The sequence below is a fragment of the Neobacillus sp. DY30 genome (assembly GCF_030123065.1).
Lineage (GTDB): Bacteria > Bacillota > Bacilli > Bacillales > Cytobacillaceae > Neobacillus.
The window spans coordinates 3,049,615-3,076,542 of sequence record NZ_CP126093.1 but is presented as its reverse complement, the minus strand read 5'-3'; the positions used below and the strand labels follow the sequence as shown (position 1 = coordinate 3,076,542).

Genomic DNA, 26,928 nt, shown 5'->3' with positions numbered 1-26,928 from the left:
CCAAATTGCTCGTAAGTGGGCTCACCATGAAAGCTGTTACTTTTTATTAAAAAAACCTATCCCAGTTGGGGGAAAGTTCTTCTTTTCTCTCAAGTAATATATTAAATTACTTGCTCTATTCGATCATCTTTTAAATCTATTAAATAACTTTCTTTTGCATTCCCTTGATCGTCATTGATTCTCTCAATATAATCATGAAGTAGAGCATTCTTAATAATTTCATCTAAATCTTTAAACGAGACTTTCCAAACTCCATACAAGGGTTTAATTCGTATATCTGTATCGCGATATCTTATATCGGTACTTTTTTTAAAGTATCTGACTGCTACCCAATCAACCCAAAAATAAATATCTAGATCAGGGTAATTAGTTCTATATCTATCTGCATCTTTCTTGTTAAAAGTAACTGTATTTTGTGGATCATACTTATATTTTTTAGCCGTGAAAAACGGGGTATTTTGAGTTTTTAAATCAGATAATTCGTCACCTAAAAAATGAGAGAGGTCAGGAGCATATTCATTTATTTCCTTATCAGGATTTATGATTAACCCTAATTTTTTACTGTATTTTTCTACAAAAACATATTATTTTCTTAATCCATGCTGACACCATGCACCTTTATTTTGCAAATCGTCATTTGTAACCAAATTCCCATTAATGTCATACATTTGACCCTTAGCCATAAATACACTTCCTTTTTAGTTTTATTTTACAGCCTCAACACAAAGAGCCTTTACATATTTTCTTCCAAAAAGTTATTCCACATTTGATTCCCAGATTCACCATATTTTGATAAAAATTCTGCAGTGAGTTCTTCACGTTTCAATTCTATTAATTCCTTTAATGTAAGCCCACCTCTGTCTTCAAAATTTTCAGCAATGGAAATTGTAAGATACCATAACTTCCTGTAACATTCAGGATCATTGGAAATAAACTCCCAAAAGTCACGACCTGCTTCAAAATCAAAGCTTAAATATTGCTGGGTGATTCCGCTTACACGGTCAGCTTTCCCATATGTAATGCCCAAAAGTCCAGCCGAACCCGGAGCACGTCTTACTGCTGATTGGAGATCACTGCTGATTTGAATACAGATATCTTTGTTTACTGTATTTGGCCCCGATTTCATCTGTATGTACCATCGGACGGGCACACCGAAATCATTTTCTTTTACAATTGAAATATCTGCTCCTCCCACTCCCGTTTTTTCGCAAAAGGCAGTAGCAATTTTTTGAATGGTCATGCCAAACCCGGTACTAGTGGAGCGTTCAATTCGTGCATTTAGCATATATTCTACCAATTGGTGTGCGGAATTTAATTCAGCCGCCGTCCCAACCAATTTCATCAAAAGGGGATTCGGTGTTAAGTCGTCCAGGTGTAAATTACGTAAATTTTTAAACACATTCTTTAAATACCTGATCATGATTTCTTGTATTTCGAGTGTAATATCTGTGCCGTCTATTTTTCGAATGCGATCATCTACCAAAACATCTTCCTCCAAAAAAAATGGGATATGGGAAAATTTCCCCACATCCTATATTACCATATCTTGGACAGGTCGTGTGCTACCTGTATAATTTTATTTAACATTTCATAATGGATTCTCCTAATAATTAGCCAATGAGTTATGATTTCCAGTATTTCAATTTGTCTTTCAATTTAATATCTGTACCGTCTATTTTTAGATTACGATCATCTTCCATAACCTTTTCCTCCAAAGGATATGGGGAAATTCCCCCACATCCTATATCACCTACTTTGAACAGGTTCGTGTGCTGCTTGTTCAATTTTATTTAGCATTTCGTAGATAGATTCCCCTAATGCTTGAGCCAAGCGTGTTGGAACTGCATTTCCAATTTGCGTATACTGCTGGGTAAGTGTTCCAGCCACATAATATCCTTCTGGGAACTCTTGAATAGCTAGGTACTCTTCTATACTTAATGGTCTGTCTTCAAACGGATGACCAATATTTGTGCTCTTTTGACTAGGGGAGGTAAGCAGAGTAGGGGCAGGTTTATTAATATCCACACGTCTAAAAAATCCAACTTTTCCTCCACCGGAATTATATGCCCCACCCATAGCTTCTCTTACAAAATCCTCACCATATTGGCGAAGATCTCTCCAGTTTCCTCCACCTTTAGGAATCATTCTCATCCATTTTAAACGGTCAGCGGAATAATTCACATGATGATGTTTTTCAACCTGTAATACTTTCAATACATCGCCAACAGTTCTCCAAGGTTTCTTTCCGTTGGTACCTTTTTTATTGTGAGTTGCTTTAGGAAATTCGAACTTAGTATTTAAATCATTTCGAACTCCAATAATAAACACCCGTTCACGCGTCTGAGCTACTCCGTAATCAGCTGCATTCAATAATTCAACACTCACTTCATAGTTTCCAAAATGTTCGAGTAAATGACGGAAGGCACTGCCTTGCTCTTGTTCAGGCTCAAGTATGACATCTTTTTCACGTTGATTTATGGGAACATGTTTTAAGGAAGAGGATAGAAGACCTCTTACATTTTCAAGTAAAAACACTTTTGGCTGGATTTCCTGCACTAGGTCAGCAAATTTTAACATCGCCTGTCCTCTTGGATCATCAAAGGCTTGTCTCTTTCCAGCAGTTGAGAAGGATTGGCAGGGGCTACCCCCAATGAATAAATCCAGTTCCTCTTCTTCAGCTAGACCCGCTTCTTCGTAAATACGATTACGGGAATATTCCATTACATTTCCTTGTTTAACGGTAAGGTCAGGAAAATTTGTTTGCAATGTTTCGCAATAAATTGGTTCGATTTCAACGGCGAGTTTCACATCAAAACCAGCTTTCTTAATCCCAATATCTAGTCCGCCTGCACCAGCAAATAAGGATACGGCTTTTTTCTTCATTTTATTTACACCTACTACATGCTTGTCCTTAGACGATATTTTATAAAAGTATTATAACATTTATCTACTCATTGGTCCACAATTTTATTTTTCCAAATTTAAAAATTGTAGATTAGAAATGTAACCTCCAATTGTATAAAAAATCTCCCCTTGAAATTTATCAAAGGGGGGATCATTGGAATCAATCTCAGAAAGACTGAGTTTACTATTATTAAAATGATATTATAATTACCAGATAAATAAATCCCCTTCCTGATTCTTCCTTTCTATTGTATTCATTATTACCCAGTTAGGCCTTCTAATTAAATCAAAAATATCGTAATTGATTGTCATGTGACCCTTTTTTTCTAAACTTTCAGTTATCTCTAGTAAGCTATTACTAAATTCCTTTCGCTCTCTTTTTTCCCAAAAAGGATGAACGAAAATTATCGAAACTGACTTTTCAGGGAAAGGTAAGGTTAAAATAGGCATGCCACTTCGCCATTCAACAGACGTTCCCCCATAATTAGCTAAAATACTGTTAATTGCATTATTAACTGTGCCTTTCCATTTATAATCTATACTAGGTATAAATTTACTATCTCTAAAAATCGACGCTACATCTAACGCAAGTCTCCAATCCAAAATAGGATGGTATCCCATATTTTCATATGTTCTTAAGCAATCATAGCATGATGTATCGCAATTGTGTTCTTTAATAGTAGGAATATGAATAAACTTTTCTGTTAAATCTGTAATTACTTCATCTAAGATTTTTTTATTTGACAAATGTTTGGAATATCCTGCACCATTAATTAGCCTATCCGCTATAAAAATCTCACCTATCGTACGATTTTGGATAGAGTCTACTTTTGACCTAATGCCAACTTGAAGTTCATCTGCATCAACATCGAGTATTGAGGTTGCCACTCTTCTAAATAAATATCCAAAAGAAATAAGACCTGATTTAACTCCCAAATTTGTAGGATCAAAGGTAATCCCAGGCATTATATCGTCTGGACCAACTACCAATACCTCCGTATTTTTAATTGAAGCTAATGCAACTGTCTCTGTCACATCTTCTGAAAGATACGGCCTAAATCCATCTTTATTTACAGTGGTTGTATCTATCCAACCGTCATACGTATTTTTAGCTTTTTGGAATGTGAATAATTGGCCATAATTGTCATTGATTGAATAAACATTTCCCTCTTGTGATGAGTATTTAATATTGTACAGTTGATTAATATTTTGTTTTATTAACGCATCATCAGCCAACCTTGGAACAGAACTACGAGAACTCCATTCAAATTCTTCATTATAATCCCTCTTTATCCACTCACTTCGAAATCCTTGTGGTTCTGAGATAGGTATTTTTCTAAAAATAAAACTATTATCTTCACCCATTGGAGAACCACATGAAGGACAATTCTTAGGGAATATTGATTCCTTGTCAAACAGTATATGGCAATTTGTACATATTGCGATATTTCTAATCATTCCTAAAGGATTTTCTTCAGCAACAATTTGTCTACCTCTAACCCAATAATGAGCTATGCCTACTGCTTTGTGTTTCACTTTATCTTTTATTATTTCTGAACCAGGTGAGTACTCACTAATTGCTATTTCAAGATCTCTATCAACTGTTCCATTTTCTAAAAATTGCGGGGGCAAAGTTTTAGTTCTTCTTTCATGATGAAATAACCTTACCCTTGTAGGAAATCCAAACATTGGAAGCAGACCAGCAGCAGCTAGGTTTTCACTTAATGAGTTTGAAGAATATCGGGAGTCCTTCGAAATTCCAGTAATTTTCTTGGTAAGTTCACCTTTAATAATAAAAGTTTTAAGTTTTTGTTTTTCATCTTCTTTTACTTTAGATTGGTAAGATAGCCCCATAATTATCTGATTTAACCGTTCAATACCCTCGTTTGACTGAAAGTATGATTGAATCCTATCTTTATATAATTCCCAATCGTCTTTATGTCCAAATTCACCATGTACACTTTCCCCACCATCAATTTCTTCGATCAAACCAGTTTCATTAAATGCGTGGAATAATATTTCTTTAAATAACACCCTTGAAAAAATCTTTTGGGATTTTAAATCTATATATGGCTGGGGAGGAGGATCACCAGTCATACTATCTAAATTATCAAAATACCAGTCGTCATGACTTCTCCCTCTACACAAAGTAAGACTAATTGAAAGTGCAGAGCCTCGCCGCCCACAACGACCAACACGTTGTTGATAATTAAATCGTTGTGGTGGCATATTAGACATTGCTACTAATTGAAGAGAACCTATATCTACACCGGCCTCCATTGTTGTGGTAACACTAAGAATATCAATTTCATCAACTAATGGTATATCATCAAAATCGTATATTGATTGAAACAGCTGTTGCCTTCTTGAAGCAAGTCCAGAATCCGTTTGCCCTGTCATTTCTTCGGAGTGAAATCTTCTATACGTTTTCTTGTCCTTTGATAAGAACCTATAGTAATCATTAATTTTAATATCTTCCAATGTGTTTTCTTCTAATGGCGAAAAACAATCTGTACAAACATTACACGATGCATGTAAATGGTTTCTTCCACATTTTTGGCATTCATATACATTTTGTTCTGCCGGGACAATATATATTTCATCAGAATTTATTAAATAATCTTTTACTCCTTTAAGATTTTCAAAAATTCTTTTGGCATTAAAAATTAAGTCTTCCTCATTTAAATTATTAGCTTTTGCAACAGCCTTCCAATAATTTTTCAACAAACTTGGTGGATTATCTGATTGTGTTCTGTTTAAGTCATATCTTCTCAATCCACCTAGTATCCTTATGGAACTATCTACAAGCTGCCTCCAAAATTCAGGATTTTTTCCCATATTTTCAGTCAATAGCATATCAAAATCAGTTGTAAGCCTTGCTAAACATAATGATTCAAGGTCTCTTTTTCTTTGTGAAAACAGTACATTTGCGAGTACGTTATCTTTTAAACTCCCCCTAATTTCCTCACCTAATTTATCTAGTTCTATTGGGAGTGTTTCCAGCCTAGGAACTGGTCTTTCCAAGTTACTCCAATCGTAAAGCTGTACCCATTTGTACCCACCAAGTTCATTTAATGAATGGTCGGTTCCCCCAGGGTTTATGCCCAATTTAATTAGACTTAGTTCAATAGGTTTCCATAATTCCATAAGTTTTACAGGTTTATCAATTGAATCAAGTAGTCTTTTTATTTGTTCTCTCCGTTGGGGTGCCAGTAGTCCACCATGATAATATGATTGTAAAAGCATTGCCTGGGTTTCATGGTTATATAAGTATTCTTCAGCTTCTAATTTCTCCATAGTATTTAACTCTTGACCTTGGACTTGTTTTATAAATGACTTTAGAGGGTTTTGCTCATTCCCCATTACAGAAACAACAATATACCTTAAAATATGATAGTAATGATTCAACTCAATTTTAGCTGAAAGTTTAGCTGCATCTTGGCGGCTATCAGAAAATAATACTGCTTTAGGTGCTTCATTATCAGGCAATTCTCTAATAAGGGAATCTAGCATAATTTGCGCAATCATATCAAAACCTGTTTTTTGACCTCTTATTGGAGATCTAGTTCTCTTTGTACTCTCTAACGGTTCATTTTTAATTTTGGGACTTTTTGATTCCCAGTCATCAGCACAGTGAGGGCATTTTATCGGGAATGCAGGCATTCGATTTCTGCTATTGTCATCCCCTTCTATTAAAAATAAATAGGCGTTATGTTCATCAAAACTAATATCCCTCTTAATTTTACCAATTTTGTTTTCATAGTTACCCTTTACCCACGTGAATTTTAATTTACCCTTACCATTATCAGGGGTTCTCTGCCAAGTTTTAATATCTTCATCGATATTTATTGATGGCCAAAATAGAGCATAATCACCGTATTTCTTTTGTAAGGGAATTTTATCTGGTAATGAGTCCAGATCAGGGTAATCTGCAGATAAGTAATAAACATCCTCCCCTTCTCCCTTACTCTTATATCCCCCTAAAAATGAATCACCACAATTTTGACAATAATAAAAATCCAAAACCCTTGAACCACAACTGCATTGAACTCTTGGTTGATTATATAGCTTCCCTATCTTTCTACCATCATATTTAAATTTTTCATTTACCGCAGAACACTCGGAATTCGAACAAGCCCACAAGCCTTGAAAATTTCTAAAAAACAAATGTGCTCTTATAGGTATTACTACATCACCATCTGTCCTTGCATTGATTATTGCATGCAGAAGTCCACCAATTGCGTTTATTGATTCACAATTTGATCCAAATATCTTGTTATTAAGCTTTTTTAAGGATGTTGGCTTTTCACAGACTTTAATAAATTTATTTAAAAATCCAGATTTATTAAGTACTATATATAAGGATTCCTCAACGTTATAGCTATTAAAAGGCTGGTTAAATTCTTTACATAGACCTTCTACGGCTTTCACGAAATTCTTATTACACAAATTGTAATAATCCATGAAAGCTTTAGAATTTTTTCTATTAGATTCATTTTGTTCAAAAAAGTTTACACCTTCTCTAGCTCCTGATATGATTTGGAATTTATCAACAGGTAGACCAAAAAATTGTTCTAAAAACTCTTTTCCACTTTCATCTAGTGAAGCACTAGTAGCAATTACTCTTAGTTGAGGACTTTCAGGTGATAATCCTAGGCGACTTAATAGTGCTCTAATAACATAAGCGACCTCAGTGCCTGCTGTACCCCTATAAGTATGTAATTCGTCTAGGACTAAATAAAATATATTATTAGGGTCTTCTTCCAACCACTGTTTTGTCTTTTCAAACATTTTCTGTTCAATTGACCTTGTAAGTATGATATTCAACATACTAAAGTTCGTGATTAAAATATCTGGCGGATATTCTTGCATATCCCATCTCGAAATCATTTCAGAGCCGCCAACTTGATTAATAAAAGTTAATTTCTCTTGGTATTTTTGTTTTAGCTTAGTTCTTATCAAAAGTATTTCATCATTGCTCCATGTATCTGAGTTCAGTAGGTCACCACTAATTTCACTTTGTAATTCAAGTTTTACTTTTTGTTTCATTTCTTGAGAAGGTTCACTTTTAATACTTTGAATTAAATCCATAAAATGTTTTTCTAATTGATCTTGCTTTCTGGACATCTGTTTACTTATTTCTTTTAATTTTTTTACTTTATTCATATTGGAGGGTTCCCCGGGAACTGGGGTTTTACCTGTATACCTACCGAAATGGATCCTATTTCCATTTCGATTTTGGTCAAGCCACGTCTTTGCATCTTTGCTATCTAATGCTTTTCTTAATCTTACTAACTGATCCTCAACTAAAGCATTTAATGGATATAAAATCAAGCCTCTTATAGCTGGTAAACGTGTTTCATTACTTCTCATGGGTTTCCACTTATCCCCTAATTGCCACCAAGGATTTGTCTTTTCGCCTGGTTTTTCCCAACCTTTTGCTTCATTTAAAATATTTGCAATCAAAGGAAGTAGAAAACTCTCTGTTTTCCCTGAACCCGTTCCAGAAGTAACAACTACATTTTTCTTATTTTTTAGAACTTCCTTAAAAGCTTGGAATTGATGTAAATGTAAATTATGGTTTCTACCAAAAAGGCCTTTCGATGCAAATTCCCCAAAATCAGTTGCCCACCCAATTTCTTTACAAGAATTTACAACATTTTTATTAGAGCTTTTAAAAGGTGGTAATGCTTCAATATAAGGATATTGATATATATTACCTTCCTCACTCAAAATGGCTTCCCGCTCTTCCATTAACTTCTCATGACCTAAGGCAAAAGGGCTATCCATATATCTTATATACATATCTTTCATTCTATTGAAAACACCAAGTACATCATTCATGTTGATACACCTCTAAAAATTAAAATTTAACTGGAAACCTAATTTATACGCTAAGGAAATAGCAATTTCATGCGGAACATTTCTATAAACCCTATATCCATTTCCTTCTACTGGACATTGTCCTACACATGAAGTTAATACTCTTTCATAGAGCTCTGGTAACTCATATCCTTGTTTAACCTTTAATTCATAATTTTTATATTGTAAAAGTGAAACCCCTTGTAGTTGTGCATAATATAGTTTTCCTATTTCTCTGCTTAACTTTAAAGTTTTATTGTTAGATGTTTTATATAAACAAATGTATTGGCCAAAACCATTTAAATATATCTTTAATGGGGAATCTTTATCTTTAATCCATTTATGGCTAAAAAGATCCCAGCCTTTAACTACCCAATAGGTGTTATTACTTCTTGGTTCTTGATATTCCGAAGCGTTATTTATATATTCATTTAATATAGGTAAACACCTTAATAAATCGTAGCTAAAATAATCCAATCCCCAGTTGAATTTAATACTTAAAGTGTTTAAAAATTCTTCTAAACTATCTAAGGTATTTCCCAATAAATATATTGATAAAGGTTCATAATGTGAATTAGGAATTGATTGGATAATCTTTATCTTTCTTTCTGCAAACCCCTTTAGTTGTTTAGTTGATTCTCTTGTACGTCCGCCGGTTAGGTAGACAATAGGGTCTTTAGAAGGAAGAACCGCAATAGACATCGGGATTACATTCCAAAAATATTTATTGGAATCACCGTCTCTTATAAATTCAACAAACCCTAATTGAGAAAGTTTTTGCCTTACTTTATACGCGGTTAAACCTATATCCTCTGAACCGAAACACCATTTTATTCCTTTTAAAAACGAATCCCAGTTTCCCTCTTTTCTAATTGTTAAATATTCAAAGAATAAATCTATCGGTCTTACTTTAGTAGGATCATCGGCACTAAAACGAACACCCATATTCAAATAGTCACGATTTAAATTAAAAGGCATAGCATTAATAAACTTGGGTATTATTTTGCTTGTATGTGTATTTTTAGAACTTAAAAAAGCTTTAAATCCTTTTTGCTTATATGGTCTAGGATAGGTCTCCAATACATCATAAATGTAGGTGCCTGCAATTTTAAGTTTCCCATCTGAAAATTCCTTAGGTTTAAATTCAGAAAATGTAATCAGGTTTTCATGGTTATTCTTTAATAGAATTGTTTTCTGGATATCATTGAACCGAATTCTATAAATTTGGGATTCCTTTAAATGAATATTTTTGAGATTAATTGTATCCTCTCCATTAATTAAACTAAGTACTGGGACATCATTAATAAAGATTGTGGTTTTGGGGGTTGTAATAATAGATACCTCAGGTGGTGCATCTAATAGCCATTCCATATTACCTACTTTGAGTCCTTCTTGAAATGTAATTTTATCTTGTGCTTGAGTAAATAAGAATTGTTTTTCCAATTCTTCCGAACCTAAAATTTCTTTTTCATGCACTTTAACTAATAAACATTTCCACGACGAAGATAGGTTTGAAATTGTAATTTCCTTATATAAGAATTTATTGAGATCAATCCAAGTTCTTACAATCTTTTCAGCCTCCGAACTAAATAATGCAATGTGATCCTTCCCCTGTACAATGCTATCCCTATTTATCCAACCGTTAATTCCTAAATCAGTTCCACGGTGAAGAAAAAACAGATTCCCTCCTTCAAACACTAATTCAAGTTGGTTATTAAGAAGCGAATAGGAATGTTTATTATTAATCAATGTATCTTGATTTAAAATAACTTCTTTATAAAAAGTGTTGTTATTATAACGAAAGCCTTCAAGTTCTTCATTCTCCATATTTTCTTTAAAAATTGTATCTTCATCTACAATCGAAAATAAACCCAATTTTATTTTTGGATTAAAAAAATTAGTCTGTTTGTCTTCATCAATACGCAAAAATAAATTATATTTCTTTGGCTTATTTTTTTCTTGTATATCTATTGCACTCTCCCGAGGATCTAGATTATTAGTACCATTCCAGTTTTGATATTCAAATAGGACTGCCTGAATTATCCCCTCTTGTATACCTTTGCTTTTATTAAAAAATAATCTAGAAAGCCTACAAATTTTTGTTGAAAGAAACAATTCAAATTGCTCCCTCATTGAATTGGCATTAACTTTTAATCCTGGTCGAAGTCCTGCCCAATAGAAAAACTCGTAAAGTAGTTGTCTATCAGCATCTTTAACTAAACACTGTGACATAGGATAGCCTACATATGGTTGGCCATATCTAAATACGTTAGTGTACCCAAATCTCCCCTTATTTTCCTTTTGCCAAGAAGTAAGGTAACTCCATAATATTTTTGTTTTCTCAAAGTAAAAAGGCCTACCCTCTCCCTTAAGTTCCAGTAAACCTCTTAATCTTAGATAATAATTTCCCGCACCTATTCCTTTTTCTCTATTTCCTTTCATCTTAGTTGCAGCTAAAACCGTTAATGCCAAAACAGCAATAAACGGAGGGTACCCAATAATCCCTTGGTTAAACCATTTTCTGCCCCATATATACGCCTTTTCAAATACCAGGTCAGGTTCATTTCTACCAAATGATCGGACACTTTTACAAAATGATGACATAGCATCATCTCCACTTATTCCTAATTTTGCACCCAATTTTTTAATGAGATTCTCGTTTACATATAGGTAAACTATTTTTTTCTCATTCTTTTTATTAAAGAAATGTTCACATAAAATTTTATTCCAGCTATCATAGTTGATAAGGGATATTTCTTTTGAAGTGATTTTAGTTTTCAATCCTATCCCTTCCCTTCCCCAAAAATGTGGTAATTAATTGTTTTAAAATAATATATGAAGAAAAGTCATCTTTTTTTCAACTCTTACTCATTCAAAATTGATAAGTAAATTATTATATGTTTAAGAAACAAATCCAATTCTTGAAAGTATTTCCCATTTTATTCCACAAAAGAACTCTCCAAAAAATGCTATATTGTATAACAAGGCCCATTCGACAGTTTGTCCTTCGCCTAGTCTTTTGAAATCGCTTGCATTAATGTTTTTATAAACAAAAATATCGCGGTTTTCATGTACATTGCCAATTGGAAAACCCTAGCCTCTTTTCAGCTATTGAAATAACCCATAAAATTTAAAATTTTATCTTCCTTAATAGGGAAAAAATACTATATTTAAATTTTATTCCTATCAAGTCACCATTACAAGCCTATTTCCAACATTAGTTAATATTTTTGTATATGCTGTTATCCAAAATTGATCCTACGGCAGAAGAGGAGCATATGGAAACATCATTCATTCACTCCGTCAAAGTTTGTAAATTAAATTATGTGACCATAATGTGACCAATCATACCTTTAGTAAAAGATTAAAACCACTCTTACTTACTCCTCTAATAATCAAAAACCTTTTATAGCGCAGTTGGAGAGACAAACCAGAGATACAAATACAAGCACTAGAACATAGTCTCAATCAGTTTTGAAGTTTGCTGGCATCTGTTTTTCTAGTATATTGATGTACCCTCAAGTACTGATGAATCAAGCTTTCTTGGTTACTAATGTTTTCTTGTGATTTGTAATTTTAAAAATTAGGGCACCAAGCATGGCACCTACTAGCCCATTAAGTAATATACAAATTTGCAATCAAACAGTAAGGTATGACACTTGCGGCTGCATTGTATAAAAAATAAAAAACCTCGTTTGTTATACGAGGTTCTTAAATTTTATATACTAACTTCAACACCAACTGCCTTTAAATCTTTAACAATTGTGTACGCAACTTCTTCAATATTGTTATTAACTTTTTTATATAGATAGCCCGAAACATCATTAGGAAGAGTAACGCCTTCTTTGTATAAACAACAAACACGACGACGTCCAAGTTTTCCAATAAAATATCCAAATTCAAATATTACATTTTGTCTAGCCCGATGTTCTTTTAAACGATCTGCTTCACTTTTTTCCTCTTCCTTTACAGGATAACCAATATCGTCAGGGGTTAACAGGATAAACGCAAACCCCACATCACTATATTTCTCAAACTTTTCTATTATTGTTAAACCCTCATCTGCCTGCCTGTGTAGAACAATGGGTTCAAGTCCTAATTCACTTAAAAATATAGATGTTTGATCTTTTAGTCGTTCGTCGTGCCCATGGACAATAAATACCTTATTATTTCCTTTAAACTTATCCTCAGCTTCTTCTTGCGGTACAAATGACACTAAACCAATACCTGCCTTTAAAGCACCCATAATAGCATTGTGTTGATTTTCGAATTGGTCTGAATCGTTACCGAGAGGTCTAAAACTTTCATTCCTCTTAAACATTTCATGAATAGGACTACTTTTTCCAAAAACATATATTATTACAGATTCTACCTTTGCTATCCATGAGTTATAATCGGGAAGATATGCTTTTGGATAACCATATTCACCGCGAGAAGCAAAATTTAAATAGTTAAAGCTCTCACCAGTATTTAGCAAATCTTCTAATGTTTTTTGGCCATTTTCCAAAAATGTCACTCCTTTGATAATATTAATAAACTAATATTCGATAGAAAACCTTAATTTCCTCCAAATTATTACATGCAAAGAAAGTAAATCCATGTTTCTGATGACACGACTTGACATTTCGCTGAATATCGGCAAAATTGCGTATGTAGGTTACAAAATAGAAAGCCATACTTACGATTAAGCTATCGGTCAATCAATCCGCTGACAATTCGATGACTTAAGCGATTTATATAACGATTAACTCACCGGACAATAACGAACAGTTTCCTAAACTGTAGGTCGGAGGTTCGAATCCTCTTCGGGACGTACGAGAAACCTTGCCAAATCAACCTTCCTCAGGTATGCGGCATGGTTTTTTATTTTTATCAAATCTTTCTTTGCCGTAAATGAAAAATCATTTAAATTCAGCTTACCTCTTATTGGAGAAAACATTACTTGGATATTTCTTCAGGTGAGTACTTCTCACGTTAATTGATCTGCTTATTAAACAGCAATCATAATAACCCTAGAAGCGTTGATATAACGCAGTTTCTAGTTTTTTTATTCTGCATAGTTTTAGTTAGTATTCCCCACCAGCCTTTTGGTGGAGGTTTAGGGGGATATTAAGGGAGAATAAAAAAAGTTAAAGTGAACAGACGCTAAAGACATTGTAAAAGTACATAAAAAAGCAAAACTCGCCTCAAATTTAAAGTAGGCGAGTTTTCTTATACTGAGTATACAGCCATGCAAAGTGCCACTTCTGCCATTTTTCAGTGCAACTTGGGACAAATAGTGAGGGTACTAATTGTGTTTTCCCCTGTAATAATATTATTAACAAACAAAAAAAGAGCCCAATAAATGAGCTTTTTCCTTGCAACTTTACAAATTTACTAATTTTGTTAGTAAGATACATTTATCGCCATCCATTAAACTAATAGCAATTGCGATAATCACTACCAATAAAATAGGTAAATAGAATAGCCTTAAGGTTTTTGAAATAATAGCTTTTTTCCAACTACGTTCTTTTGTATTAAATGAAGTAGGGTCCATCAAAAAATCAATATTATCTTCATCTAAAGTTGTTGTATAGTTATACAATGCACGAAATAACCATTCTTGATGTAGAAAAAAGCCATCCAATATCCAAAAAGAAATAGTAGGAAGTAATGCTAATATCATAAATTTTGGTTCCATTTCTTTAACATTTGCAAATGCAAATAACCCAACAACCAGGGTAACTGTCCACCCTTTTAGTAAAAAGGAGTTATTTGCCATTCGGCATATAATATTTTGAAGCATTTCAAGATGTTTTAGTTTTCTTTCCATTTTATCCTCCTATCTTACCTTCATAAATTCATTTAAAATATCTAAATTCTCAATAAAACCATGCTGCTTATATAGTACATCTAATGGGTGTACTTCCCCTTTACTAATTGTAACTGTTTTATTAAACATGCTATACCACTTATCCAAGTGATTATAATTTATGTTAGCAAGATGATTTAAATCAAGATTATATTTAATTGTTAGTTGTTCTGAAATTTCAAATGCTTTTTTTATTATTATTGAATTTCTTTCAGGTTCGTTTTTTCTTATTAATTTTGACATAGCAATCTCAAGGTAGATCCAAGGAGATTTTGTTTGTTCAATTGCACCTTTAGTTTCAATCGAATTTTGAGAGTTAATAAATATTAAACATTCTGCATTATCCATCATCATAGTAAGAGCTGTCGATAACATCATATGAACATGACTTGTAGAGTGATTTCTTTTTTGATAATTATAATTACCACCATTCTGTAAACAATATTTGTCATCGATTTCCTTCAATAAATCACCTGCATATCCCCAAACAGAAGAATCAATAAATGCAGTAAGTCTAAAATGTTCTTTAAGCCAACCAGCCAATCCTAATGCAATATTTTGATCATTATGAGAATGCGATATAAAAACATCAGCTTTAATTTGAGGAAACCAGTTATCACGCATAGCTGTCCCATCTAAACTATTATCATCTTGAAGAAACTTATGTAATTCTTTTTGAACTTGTTTCTTATTTTCATTATAAATAATCTTTCCTCTTTCGATAAAATCTGGTGCTAAAGCATTAGCCGTTACTAAGTTAAATCCTGCAAACATTTATATTCCCCCATTTTTAAAAGTTATAGACTGCATGTTAGATGTAGGTTTCTTAAATAATAAATTCAATATTTCTTTTACTTTGACTATATTTGACCTTAATTCCAATAATAATATTAACTGCATTAATTTTCAACCAATAGAGACAAGGAAACCTGAAAAGGTAGCTTATGAATTTTGGAAGTAGATGAAGAAGATATTACATAGCCTGTGAAGAACCTGGAGAAAGCCCACTGGAATGAATAGCTTTTTCATTTATCCTGACAAGAATAATGCCCCTCCAATACGGAAGGGCTTTATATTCAGGAACAGATGTATTGTCCAGGGACCAATATTAATCAAACAAGCCCATGTTAAATATGTAGCCCGGTTATACATTGGGAACCATCAACCTTCCATTATCCAGACTACCGGTACCATTTACCGAATTAAATAAATCTAATTTTAGTTGAACATCCAAAATTATCTATAAATTCCATTAGGATGAAAATAGTGCATCCAATTATCCACTTTTTTGAATTGTTTATCATCCGTCACAAATGCTTTTACTTCAGTTCCAAATAAATGCTTGTAGTATGCTTTAAATGCTTCGCAACCTCTTAAAAGTTCAATCGCAGCCTCTCGTTCCATTTTTGAGGTAGTACCCACAACAATAAAAGGAATCTCCTCTTCATAATGAAGTAGAACCTGTCCCCCAAAATAAATGTCGTATAACATAGGTAAGTCTTCTTTCATTTGTAATTCCATCATAACAAATCGACTCAATGCAAACACTCCTTTTACCTTTAGTATGAGGTTTGTAATTTAAGATGGATGGAAAAATTATGAATTTAATATGAATTATATAGAGCTCTCGTATACCCGGAGGAAATAATTCCATTTTTCCCCTAATTTCAGTCTTGTATTTTCGTAGTATCATTGGATAGAGGTGATAAAAATGTTTATTAGCCCAATGTTGCTCCATAAAACAGATGAACCGTTCGATCATGATGATTACGTGTCGGAACTGAAAATGGATGGTTTCCGACTCATTTATTCCCATATAGAAGATAAAAAGCTTTATACCCGCCATCATACTGATATTACCACCCGCTTTCCTGAACTTTTGAATTTAAACATTCCTAAAGGAACCGTTCTGGACGGCGAAGTTGTAATTACAGATTCATCTGGAAAACCAGATTTCGAAGCAGTTATGAGTAGATTTTCAGTTTTTAATTCAGACAAGGTGACATATCTTGCTAAGCATGAGCCGGTATCATTCGTAGTATTTGACGTACTGTACCATAAAGGTGAGAAGGTTATTCACCTGCCACTTTATAAACGAAAAGAAATCCTTGATGGTGTCATACCAGTTAATACCCCCATACTGTCTAAAGTGATGAGCATTGAAGGCAGCGGTACTGCTCTTTTTGAACTTATCAAAGAGCAAAACCTCGAAGGAATCATCCTGAAGAAGAAGGACAGCATTTATGAAATTGGTAAAAGGTCACATTCCTGGCTTAAGGTCATTAATTACCAATATACCAATGTGTTCGTTAAAGGGTATAGAAAAGATGAATTTGGTTGGCTTTTATCATATGAGGATGGTAGGTATGCAGGTGTCATGGAACTAGGAGTTCCAATAGAAGAAAGAAGAAGGATCTACCAGAGACCAAAAATAGAAGAGAATGATAAATTTATCTTTATTGAACCTGTACCATATAAAATAAAATACAGAAATATTACCAAGGCTGGCCTTCTCAGGCTCCCTTCCTACGTTTCAAACAATGCATAAAGCCCTTCTTTTTTTTTGAAGGGCTTTTATTGCCTACTTTTTTTAAAACTCCCTCTTGTGCGAGTTTAATAAATAAATGCTATTCTATCGATACCTTTGGTATTCCTACACCCTTTTTTAAAATTCGTGCATCCAAAAAACTCTCCTCTTGAACCCCTCCTCCGAACCATATACCCACCACAATCTGTGCATTTAATGGGGGTCTTTAATATCGATATATCATTAATTGTGTGATCACACAGAGGGTAATTGGTGCATCCAAGAAACCGTTCTTTGGTGCTTTGGTTTTCCCTCGGTACTAAAGAACCATCCATACAATGGGGGCATCTTGGATTATTTGATATGATGGTGTTTCCTTCAATTATCGTATAGATTATACTGAAGTCTTCTTTTAACTCTTTAATAAATGTAGACATATTCATATCCGGTACCAAAATGTAGGTGTTGTTTTTAGTCCTAGTCAAAGCCACATAAAACAGCCGGCGTTCTTCAGCAAACAAATATTCGTCTGATGCCGTTAATACCAACGACAATATTGGGTCATCAGCCATACGATTCGGGAAGCCATTATTGCTATTGGAAGCATTTATAATAATGACATTTTCCGCTTCTAAGCCTTTAGACTTATGGGCCGTCAGAAAGAACATATTTAAGGTAGGATATCTTTTATACCTAACTTTAACTCCCTCTTTATTATTTATAATATTAAACTCAGGATCATTTCCGAAGACGTTTATATCAAAGTTATTTCTCCCCAGCAACATAATTTCTGCCTTTTCTCCATACTCTTGTACAATTTCTTCAATGATGTGTTTTAATGTCCTATACACTTCTTGGCCTACAAAACCATAGAGCTTAATTGGGGCCTCTTTTCTCTTGAAAGAAGATAGGTTTTTAACGATTTGTTTATTGTTTTTCATTACGAATTTTCCGGCATAGTCAATTAGTTGTTGAGAATTTCGGTAGGTACTTTCTATCTTCAGCATTTCACTATGATCAAAATATCTCCGGAAGTTGGTAAACAGGTTGAGGTCAGAGCCAAAAATGGGGTCAGTCCCCGGCGAAGTAAAGCTTTACTTCACCGGGGACTGACCTCAAATTACCAATATTGAGGGTAACTAATTATTATGTCGTTTGTTAACTTCAATTGTAATGAACTCCGGTAAATAGCTGGGAGTACATCCTTTTGCTACTTTTTCATCTTTGTAAAGACCCGTTTTCTGACCAAGATTAATACAACGTGCACGATTCTTTTCATCATAAACGCCTATCCAGCCTGCAGTGAAATTCATAGCCCATTGAACTTCCGGTTCTTCCTGCGTAATATTAGCTTCTAATGCAGATAGTAAGTATGCGGTGTTATCAGGCGGTGTTTGTCCAGTCCATCTCAAGCGCCCTTGATAATACCAGAAAGCTCGCCTTTGAAGAGCAGAAGGACTATTTTCCCATGACTCCATCAATGCAATTTTCTTCTTGTCTTTGGTGAGCTGATTAGCCATTAACCAATCCATTAAGTTATTTCGCTCATTAAAAGTGTGAATCTGCATATCCTGATCAAGCTTATTTAGCACATCTTGTGAAAGTAGTTTTTGTCCATAATTAAGATTGCTAATAGTCTGGGCAAAAACTCTTCGGTTGACCAAAGTTCCATTGCTAGTTCATGATCTTTTTTAATGTCCTTCGCGATTTTTCGCAAGTCTCCTAGCTTAGTTTTACTATTAATCTGATGTAGAATATTTTCTGCTTTTGAAGAGCGTTTTATTTCTGTATCTTTTTTTCATCCATTTTATACAACTCCTCTATTAATGCACTGTTTCATTATAAGTCCTTGACGGGATATATCAAGAACTTAATTTAGCTATGAATTTTATTGCAGTGGTGTGCCTTCAAAGTTAATATTGTAGTATATATCGTAAAGCTTTCTCCACATATAATAGAAGAGCAACCATCTTTAATATAAAAGTAACATTACTTCCTTTTAATTGGATACGAAAAGAGCATTCCTTTTAAAGAAACGCACCCATTAGTTAACAAGAAGGGGTTAACTCCAAAAACCTTATTCATTTTTCCCCAGCTCGGTTATTATCATCCTGTAGTTGAAACTCAAAAGAACTTGGAGTGTTTCCAAATCCTCTAAGATTCGTTTTCAAAGATAAGAACCCTTTAGTTAAATGAGACTTTTACTGAATCCAATACTTTTGGTTTCATATCCCATATTTAAATAGAATTGATGTGCACCTTTTCTTTCTTCAAGCTGTTTAATGCTATTGCATTAGCTCCTTGTTCTCTTGCCCAACTTTCTGACTGTTGTATTAGTTTTTCACCTATTCCATTCCTCCGATAATTTAAATCCACAACGAAGGCTACAATCCGAACGTAAGAACCATCATATTCATAGGACAACCCCGTACACAATCCTGCCATTCCAACGATTTTCCCATCCAATTCAGCCACTAATGTATGATAGTTTGGATTGTCAACAATAGCATTAAATCTACTTTTAAAATTATCGACTGAGGTTGGATAACCAAGTTGTTCTATTAATAACACCAAATCAGGAACATCATTGATTTTAGCTTCTCTAATATCCATCTGTTCCCTCCATTGCAACAATTCCTTACTTTATTCTCCTAATCGAAACGAAATTCCTTCTTCAAGTAACCTGCCCGTACTTTTAGTTTAATATTTCACATAATTCTAGTCGTATTCTCCCTAGACTACTTAATATCCTCTAACTCTAAAAAAGAGACACATTCCTTATTAGGACATGCGCCTGATTGCTGAAGATTGTTATTAAGGAAAAGCATTCCGATAGTACTTTAATACAGTCAATAATTAGTATTAAAGCTACTTTACTCTTCTAGCTGCTTGCTGAATAGGATTCCATACACCATTATATGGAGGTGCGTACGCAAGATCTAAATCAAGCAGCTCATCGGTTGTCATCGAATGGAATATTGCAGTTGCTAGAACATCGATTCGTTTGTCGATCCCATTTTCCCCAATAATTTGCCCACCAAGAACTTTATAAGTTTCTTTATGATAGACAAGTTTCAAATTCATTTTTTATTATTGGGATAATAACCAGCGATATCTGTTGATGTAATTGTTACAGAACCACATGGGATGTTCAGCATTTTTGCCTCTGTTTCTGTTATTCCTGTTCTCCCTAAAGTTAAATCGAAAAATTTTATGATTGAAGTGCCTACAACACCTTTAAATGTTTTATGTATATTAACGATGTTTAATCCGGCAATTTGACCTTGCTTATTAGCATGTGTTCCCAATGGGACATGATCATCCATTTCTTTTACTCGATGATATTGTGTAGCACAATCTCCTGCAGCATAGATATCTTTAATACTTGTTTGCATATACGCATTTACTTGAATAGAACCATTAACACTTGTTTTGATTCCAGTCCCTTCTAAAAATAAAATATTTGGCTTCACACCTACAGCGACTAATACTAAATCTGTTTCATACTTCCCTTTATCGGTTTTCACATATTCAACATGCTCACTACCAAGGAATGCTTCAACAGATTCACCCATTTTTAACTCAATGCTTTGCTTCACTGCTTCTTCATGGATAAGTTCTGCCATTTCTTTATCAAATATTTTTGCTAATTGCTCATTTCTTTCAATGATCGTTACCTTCTTGCCGAGCTCCGCAAAACTTTCAGCCATTTCGAGTCCAATGTATCCACCACCAATAACTGTCACATTTTTTATATCTTTCTCCAGATAATCCATGATTGTCTTTGCATCAGGAATTGCCTTTAATGTGAAAACACCTGGAAGTTTAACACCCTCCCACTTTGGAATGACCGGGCCTACGCCGGTTGCAATAAGAAGGCGGTCATACGGAAAGCTAAACGTTTCACCATTACTATGGTTTATTCCACTTACCATTTTATTTTCCGTGTCTACCTTTTGGACTTCATGATATACTCGTGCATCAATGCCATATTTCTCTTTAAAAGTAGACTGTGTACGTGCTATTAACTTATCTGTTGACTCAATCTTCCCACTGATCACATAAGGTAGGCCACATTGTCCGTACGAATACACTCCACCCTTTTCTAAAACAGTGATTTCATGTCCAGAACTGTTTCGTACAATTTGCATTGCAGCACTCATACCTGCTGCATCTCCACCAATAATAAGTACTTTCATACTATCCCTCCCTTTCTTTATTTTCCATTTATTACTGATTTTTAATCATGAAGAAGGATTTATTCCCTTAAAGGGGTAGAGTCAGGAAAATGCGGTTTTACAACGCTTAGTAAATTCAAAATATAAAAGTAGAATTCCTGTAAAGGAACCGACATTTACAATTTTCTTTGTTAAACTGAAGCACCAGTTCGTAATATAAGGTTAGCTAGATTTTAAAGTGTCCTTTACAACGGGTACACTTTATTTTTCTGGTTGACCTTTTGTTTATGATTGCTTTTATTATTACAGTAGTCGGGCTAAAACGTCGGACCCGTGGGAATCGATTCCGTCAACTAAACTATTCACCCCTACTTGTATAAACATGTTTCAGGCTGGTTGGAATCATGATCTCGTTTAACAAACGCACATATGACATTACAATAGGAATTAAAACCACCGAATAGAGATTTCTGGCTCCTAAATAAAAATGGTAAAAGATATGAAAAAATGAATAAATCTCCCAACAATTACATTTTTCCTATATAATAATATGGAATTGATTGCATTTACCCAGCTATCGCTCCCGTAAATCAAAGCCTATGTATTTTAATGTATCGTCTAATAAATGTAGTGGCGCTCTGTCCACCAGTAAAGTCGTTTTTTCTACCATGATCCAAGAATACAGCTTCCCATTTTGGTCATATTCACCCATCACAAGGATCACTTTCTTATCAAAATAGAAATATTAATTATAATCGTACTCCACTCCTTAATTAAAGCGATCTAGGCGGTTACCCCACAAATCTATTAAACGCTAATGAGGACCTTTTACTGCAGACTATAGTAAACAGTATCCGTCATAATTCTTGTGAATTTTGACAAAGATCCGACATTTTTTACGAATTGGTTCCATTAGGGCAATAAAATTCTTTATTCATTTGGCTGCAACCAATCCCAGTCTGGATCTATGCCATCTATAAAAGAGTGGGATATAGGCGTTGTAGTCCCCATTGCAGATACCTTTTCCAAATAGAATGTCATGAATTTGTTGTTTAAGATTCCATAAAAGTAGGCGATCGGATTTTTCACAAGATTGATTCTTTTTATTTTTCGAATCAGTTGTCTAAAGGCATGGATGGTTAAGTCTAGTATATCCTCTGTGTCATTCGTACACTCAAAGCGAAAAGCAGTAATTTGCACCATATGCCAATATTCTTCAATGGTTTTTGCATCGCTGAAAAAGCATCTTACCAATTGGACAAAAGGTTGTGGTACTGTGCTGCTTACATAGGAATAGTCTAATGTTGACGGTTCTTCGTAACGTTTATTTATCTTTTGATTATTAGTTTTAATAAGATTACTAGTTTTATATTGGTGGTTCATTTTTTCCTCTTTGGGTGGTTCATTCGATGGAAAACGATTAAACTGATATAAATTACTAGACTGAGAACCGTTTTTCCTTTCTGTTTCAAAGACCGTAATGATCCCAAATTCCATTGCTTTCAAGATCATTCGTTTAAAGGTAGATCTTGATATGCCGTTATCATGGTATTGTGCGTGAATGGATTTTAAGATGGTTCCGATTTTGGCATTGCAAACGCCGGGAACTTTGGCAGCAAATCGCACGAGCCTTTTTAATCCGACCAGCTCTCCTTTGGTAAAATCATGCTTGTGTTCTACTAACCACATTTCCGTATGTTGATTAAATTCCTGAAGGGAACTAAATTGTGAAAACTGCTTAAATTCATCCGTATTACCCGATTTTATACTCATGTTCAATAACACCCTCTCATCACCAAGTTTTAAGTTTTCCTTCGTGAGAACTTTACGTGAAAGCTCACGGCGGTACTTCTACAGTAACGAGATTGGCTGAGTAAATCGAACTGCCCTATTCTACTTTTGAGGGCAATTTTAGGACGAAACGTCAAAAACGCCTTCAAAAATGATTTTTGAAGGCGTTTTTTGCATTTTGAGTGGATTTTCAATTGATTTTGTTTACATTGCTTTTGACGAAATTCAAGCGCAACTTAAAATTGATACCTTAATAATAAAATTAAAAAGGTAGAAGCTCTCAATAATATGAGCTTTCTACCTTTTCGTTACTTTTTCAGTGGTCCCCAAAATTAAGGACATCCTTTTTAGTTAAGCTTTTGCTGTTTCTAATATGTTCATTACATTTTTAACCGATTGGGCAGACTGGTTGAGTGCCGCTTTTTCATCATCGGTTAATGGTATTTCGATGATACTTTCGATTCCGTTTCCACCTAGTATTGTAGGGACGCCTAGGTAAATATCGTTGTATCCATATTCCCCTTCCAGATAGGCAATAGATGGAAGAATCCGTTTTTTATCCTTTAAAATTGCTTCTGCCATTTGAACCATGGAAGCTGCGGGAGCATAATAGGCGCTGCCTTGTCCAAGCAGGTTCACGATTTCGCCGCCGCCTTTACGTGTTCGCTCCACAATCGCTTCAATTCTATCTGGCGGAAGAATTTTTTCAAGCGGAATTCCGCCGGCATAGGAATAACGTACTAATGGCACCATATCATCGCCATGGCCGCCAAGGACAAAACCGGAAATATCTTCAACAGAAACATTTAATTCCTGCGCAACAAAAGTATTAAAGCGTGCTGTATCTAATACACCGGATTGACCAATAACGCGGTTTTTCGGAAAGCCAGTCGTTTTATAACATACATATGTCATGGCATCGACTGGATTACTTAGGACAATGATGTAGCTGTTTGGGGCATATTTTTTAACATTCTCCGAAACATCTCTAATAATCATTTCATTTGTTGCAACTAAATCATCGCGGCTCATCCCCGGCTTTCTTGGAAGACCCGCAGTAATTAACACAAGATCAGCAGCTTGAATATCTTCATAGTTGGAAGTTCCAGTAATATTTGAATTAAAGCCTTGAACTGGTCCGGCTTCAAGCATATCGAGTGCTTTCCCTTTTGTTGGATTGCACTGTGCTGGAATGTCAACGATTACAACATCTCCCAGCTCTTTTTGTGCCAGCAACAAAGCAGCGGTTGCACCTGTGAATCCAGCTCCGATAACCGCTATTTTTCTACGTGTAAAGGCCATGTTTCTCCCCCGTTCAAAAAATTTAGGATTATTGATTCTCTTCGGATTTATTTGCTATTTTCTTCTTGCTGGAACTTTTGGCCTCGGATGGAACTTTGGCAGCTTCTTTGCTCTTATCATCCTTTTTTAATAACACATTTCTGATGGATTCATCTGGATGTGGAATGACATGGGCGGAAACGAGTTCTCCCACTCGTGCTGCTGCTGCTTTACCTGCATCGACAGCTGCTTGAACAGCGCTGACATCACCTTGAACTAATACTGTTACAAGGGCTGCGTCTATTTTCTCTTGCTTAACCAAAGTGACATCTGCCGATTTTAACATGGCATCTGCAGCTTCTATCGATCCAATCAATCCTCTTGTTTCAATCATACCTATTGCTCTTCCCATGATTATTCACCTCGTTTCGTATCTATATCAACGGAATCAATAATACCAATAATCAGTGCATCAATTGGCAATTTTGTATCACCGGACATATTGGCAGCAGCACTCCCTCTAGTGACGATGACTTGGTCGCCGAAGCCTGCCCCGATTCGGTCCACCGCAATAAACGGTGCTCCAGCTGGGGTTCGGTCAGGGTATTCCGGCTGGATAAACAAAAATTTCAACCCCTGCAAATCATCCTCTTTCCTAGTAGCCCATACGTTACCAATCACTGTCCCCTTTTGCATTAAGCTTTCGCCCCTTTTGATTCAATTACCTTGATGCTTTTTCCCATCGCCCGTGCCGTATCACGCGCTAAAGGAGTAATAATGGTACTTTTCTCAATCACAATTTGGTCTTCTTTACTTTCCTCTACATCTCTCTGTGTTAACAGCTTTTTCTTACGGGAATTTGATACTGGATCCAGCTTGACTTCGGTACCATTGCTCATAAAGCTCTCAAATGCCTCAAATTTAACTCCAAATTTCTCCAAATTCTCCTTATATCCAAGCAAGTGTTGTACATAAGCCTTGTTCTTTGAATTTTTCTCCAACAACTGTTCCTGTAAAAATGCGGTTGGAATGAGAGAAACGGGTATCGATTCCATCATACAGCGTGAAAGCAATTTACTATCGTCCGTATCGAAAAAACCAAGTGCTCCCTTTACCAGCAAATCCTGTGTTACATGGAGGAAAAGCACTTGGTCGAGCATGTGTAATTCTTTTCCTGTAAAGGATTCAGCTTTTAATACATTCCAATGATCCTCCATTTTCTCTACTAGTGTTGGTTCAATATATATGGGTTCCCCGACTAAAAGAAGATTTGGTTTTGGTTTGCTTACTGGTATGGAAAGTTGCTTCATTACTTCATGTACGATTTGCTCAACCATTTTGCGATCAATCATAATGATCCTTCCTCGTATTTTATGAGTCTTCCCATTGTTTTCCCGGTAATAAAACCGGTATTGGCTTCATCTGTATCGACATGCATTTCAAGCTTGTACCTTGGAGAAACGCGAATTAAAACCTTGCTAAGTATGACAGGGCGTTCCCCATCAACCTCCACCTTAACATATTCCCCATTCTCAACAGTAAAGTGGTCGGCATCTTCCGGCGTCATGTGAATATGAGCCTGGGCAATGATCAGCCCCTCTTTTTTATAGAGACTCCCCTTTGGTCCAACCAATGTAATCGGAGCAGAACCCTTGATATCTCCAGATTCTCTTAACGGCGGCTTCAAACCTAGTTTAACGGAATCTGTTTGACTCACTTCCACTTGGGTCATATTACGCGCAGGACCAAGAATGCGCACTTTTTCAAGGCTCCCTCTTGGTCCTACAATCGTAATGGTTTCATTCGCAGCGAATTGACCTGGCTGTGATAAATCCGCTTTTTTTGTTAATTCATAACCCTCACCAAAAAGGGCTTCCAAGTCGCTTTTACTTAAATGACAATGCCGAGCAGAAACAGCCATAGGTATCGATAAAGGATTGACGGAAATTCCCTTTAACCGCGAAACTACTTCATTCACAATCGATTGTATGGCCTGTTGTTCCATGTTTCATGCTCCTAACCTATTAAACTTTTATTAAGGCTCTTTTCTTAAACTTTGTTACTTTTTGGAACAAAAATTAATGATTGTGCAAAATATCCGCTGAAATAATCAAAATTTAATAAGAAAAGAGCCTGCAAACTAAATTCTAAAGTACAAAATAGATATTTCCACGTTAAAATCGGCTTTAAGATTTTAACAACAATCTTTTAGAAAACAGCCTTAATTATAGTTGAACCTCTAATTTTGGTAAAATGCTTTCTAATTCATTGTGTGGGCGTGGGATTACGTGAACAGACATAAGCTCACCAACACGTGTTGCTGCTGCTGCACCTGCTTCTGTTGCAGCTTTAACAGCACCTACATCACCACGGACAAGAACGGTAACAATCCCGCCGCCCACATGAACTTTCCCAACTAAATGAACATTTGCTGCCTTAACCATTGCGTCTGCCGCTTCTACAGATGCCACTAATCCTTTAGTTTCAATCATACCTAACGCTGTTAATTCTCTACTCATTTTATTTTCCCCCTA

At 35.0% G+C, this 26,928-nt stretch carries 19 protein-coding genes and 2 pseudogenes; 1 reads left to right on the top strand and 20 read right to left on the bottom strand.

Annotated elements, in window-relative coordinates; genetic code table 11:
- Window positions 1-101 precede the first annotated feature (101 nt).
- From QNH29_RS14795 to QNH29_RS14755, 9 genes are all read right to left on the bottom strand, one after another.
- Window positions 102-260: a hypothetical protein gene (locus QNH29_RS14795; protein WP_283860169.1), complete on the bottom strand. Its 159-nt coding sequence runs from the start codon at window positions 258-260 to the stop codon at window positions 102-104.
- A 473-nt stretch (window positions 261-733) separates the two neighbouring features.
- Window positions 734-1,483, bottom strand: a complete 750-nt coding sequence (locus QNH29_RS14790) for a PmeII family type II restriction endonuclease (RefSeq protein ID WP_283860168.1) — start codon at window positions 1,481-1,483, stop codon at window positions 734-736.
- 263 nt (window positions 1,484-1,746) lie between these two features.
- Window positions 1,747-2,883 carry a DNA cytosine methyltransferase gene (locus QNH29_RS14785; RefSeq protein ID WP_283860167.1) on the bottom strand — a complete coding sequence of 379 codons (1,137 nt, stop codon included), beginning with the start codon at window positions 2,881-2,883 and terminating at the stop codon, window positions 1,747-1,749.
- Window positions 2,884-3,111: 228 nt separating this feature from the next.
- Window positions 3,112-8,748 (bottom strand): DEAD/DEAH box helicase, encoded by a 5,637-nt coding sequence (locus tag QNH29_RS14780; protein WP_283865493.1) that lies wholly within the window; start codon window positions 8,746-8,748, stop codon window positions 3,112-3,114.
- A gap of 12 nt (window positions 8,749-8,760) precedes the next feature.
- Window positions 8,761-11,547, bottom strand: coding sequence for a hypothetical protein (locus tag QNH29_RS14775; protein ID WP_283865492.1), 2,787 nt, complete (start codon window positions 11,545-11,547; stop codon window positions 8,761-8,763).
- Between the two features lie 937 nt (window positions 11,548-12,484).
- Window positions 12,485-13,273, bottom strand: coding sequence for a TIR domain-containing protein (locus tag QNH29_RS14770; RefSeq protein ID WP_283865491.1), 789 nt, complete (start codon window positions 13,271-13,273; stop codon window positions 12,485-12,487).
- An 858-nt stretch (window positions 13,274-14,131) separates the two neighbouring features.
- Window positions 14,132-14,578, bottom strand: a complete 447-nt coding sequence (locus QNH29_RS14765) for a hypothetical protein (protein WP_283865490.1) — start codon at window positions 14,576-14,578, stop codon at window positions 14,132-14,134.
- Window positions 14,579-14,587: 9 nt separating this feature from the next.
- Window positions 14,588-15,391 carry a toll/interleukin-1 receptor domain-containing protein gene (locus tag QNH29_RS14760; protein ID WP_283865489.1) on the bottom strand — a complete coding sequence of 268 codons (804 nt, stop codon included), beginning with the start codon at window positions 15,389-15,391 and terminating at the stop codon, window positions 14,588-14,590.
- Between the two features lie 462 nt (window positions 15,392-15,853).
- Window positions 15,854-16,156, bottom strand: coding sequence for a hypothetical protein (locus QNH29_RS14755; protein WP_283865488.1), 303 nt, complete (start codon window positions 16,154-16,156; stop codon window positions 15,854-15,856).
- Between the two features lie 172 nt (window positions 16,157-16,328).
- Here QNH29_RS14755 and QNH29_RS14750 point away from each other — a divergent pair, with 172 nt between their 5' ends.
- Complete coding sequence (locus QNH29_RS14750; RefSeq protein WP_283865487.1) at window positions 16,329-17,165, top strand: ATP-dependent DNA ligase; 837 nt, start codon at window positions 16,329-16,331, stop codon at window positions 17,163-17,165.
- 65 nt (window positions 17,166-17,230) lie between these two features.
- Here the strand turns inward: QNH29_RS14750 and QNH29_RS14745 are convergent, their stop codons facing one another.
- The 11 genes and pseudogenes from QNH29_RS14745 to QNH29_RS14695 all read right to left on the bottom strand — a co-directional run bounded on the left by QNH29_RS14745 (window position 17,231) and on the right by QNH29_RS14695 (window position 26,913).
- On the bottom strand, window positions 17,231-18,151 hold the full coding sequence (locus QNH29_RS14745) for a 3'-5' exonuclease (protein WP_283865486.1): 921 nt from the start codon (window positions 18,149-18,151) through the stop codon (window positions 17,231-17,233).
- Between the two features lie 132 nt (window positions 18,152-18,283).
- Window positions 18,284-18,927, bottom strand: a pseudogene (locus QNH29_RS14740) (DNA alkylation repair protein).
- Between the two features lie 455 nt (window positions 18,928-19,382).
- Window positions 19,383-19,757, bottom strand: a complete 375-nt coding sequence (locus QNH29_RS14735; RefSeq protein ID WP_283865485.1) for a GNAT family N-acetyltransferase — start codon at window positions 19,755-19,757, stop codon at window positions 19,383-19,385.
- Between the two features lie 255 nt (window positions 19,758-20,012).
- Window positions 20,013-21,343: pseudogene (locus QNH29_RS14730) on the bottom strand (CoA-disulfide reductase).
- A 909-nt stretch (window positions 21,344-22,252) separates the two neighbouring features.
- Entirely contained in the window at window positions 22,253-23,095 is an 843-nt protein-coding gene (locus QNH29_RS14725) for an RNA polymerase sigma factor (RefSeq protein ID WP_283865484.1), read from the bottom strand.
- A gap of 369 nt (window positions 23,096-23,464) precedes the next feature.
- A complete protein-coding gene (gene mdh / locus QNH29_RS14720) occupies window positions 23,465-24,415 on the bottom strand; it encodes a malate dehydrogenase (RefSeq protein ID WP_283865483.1) in 951 nt (316 codons plus the stop codon).
- Between the two features lie 28 nt (window positions 24,416-24,443).
- Window positions 24,444-24,806, bottom strand: a complete 363-nt coding sequence (locus tag QNH29_RS14715; RefSeq protein WP_283865482.1) for a BMC domain-containing protein — start codon at window positions 24,804-24,806, stop codon at window positions 24,444-24,446.
- 2 nt (window positions 24,807-24,808) lie between these two features.
- On the bottom strand, window positions 24,809-25,090 hold the full coding sequence (locus QNH29_RS14710) for a EutN/CcmL family microcompartment protein (protein WP_283865481.1): 282 nt from the start codon (window positions 25,088-25,090) through the stop codon (window positions 24,809-24,811).
- Window positions 25,090-25,746, bottom strand: a complete 657-nt coding sequence (locus tag QNH29_RS14705; RefSeq protein ID WP_283865480.1) for a hypothetical protein — start codon at window positions 25,744-25,746, stop codon at window positions 25,090-25,092. Before QNH29_RS14705 ends, QNH29_RS14710 begins: the two co-directional genes overlap by 1 nt.
- The gene (locus tag QNH29_RS14700; RefSeq protein ID WP_283865479.1) at window positions 25,743-26,399 is read right to left on the bottom strand and encodes a phosphate propanoyltransferase; all 657 of its coding nucleotides are present in this window, start codon (window positions 26,397-26,399) and stop codon (window positions 25,743-25,745) included. Before QNH29_RS14700 ends, QNH29_RS14705 begins: the two co-directional genes overlap by 4 nt.
- A gap of 220 nt (window positions 26,400-26,619) precedes the next feature.
- Window positions 26,620-26,913 carry a BMC domain-containing protein gene (locus QNH29_RS14695; protein WP_063255493.1) on the bottom strand — a complete coding sequence of 98 codons (294 nt, stop codon included), beginning with the start codon at window positions 26,911-26,913 and terminating at the stop codon, window positions 26,620-26,622.
- Window positions 26,914-26,928: the final 15 nt, after the last annotated feature.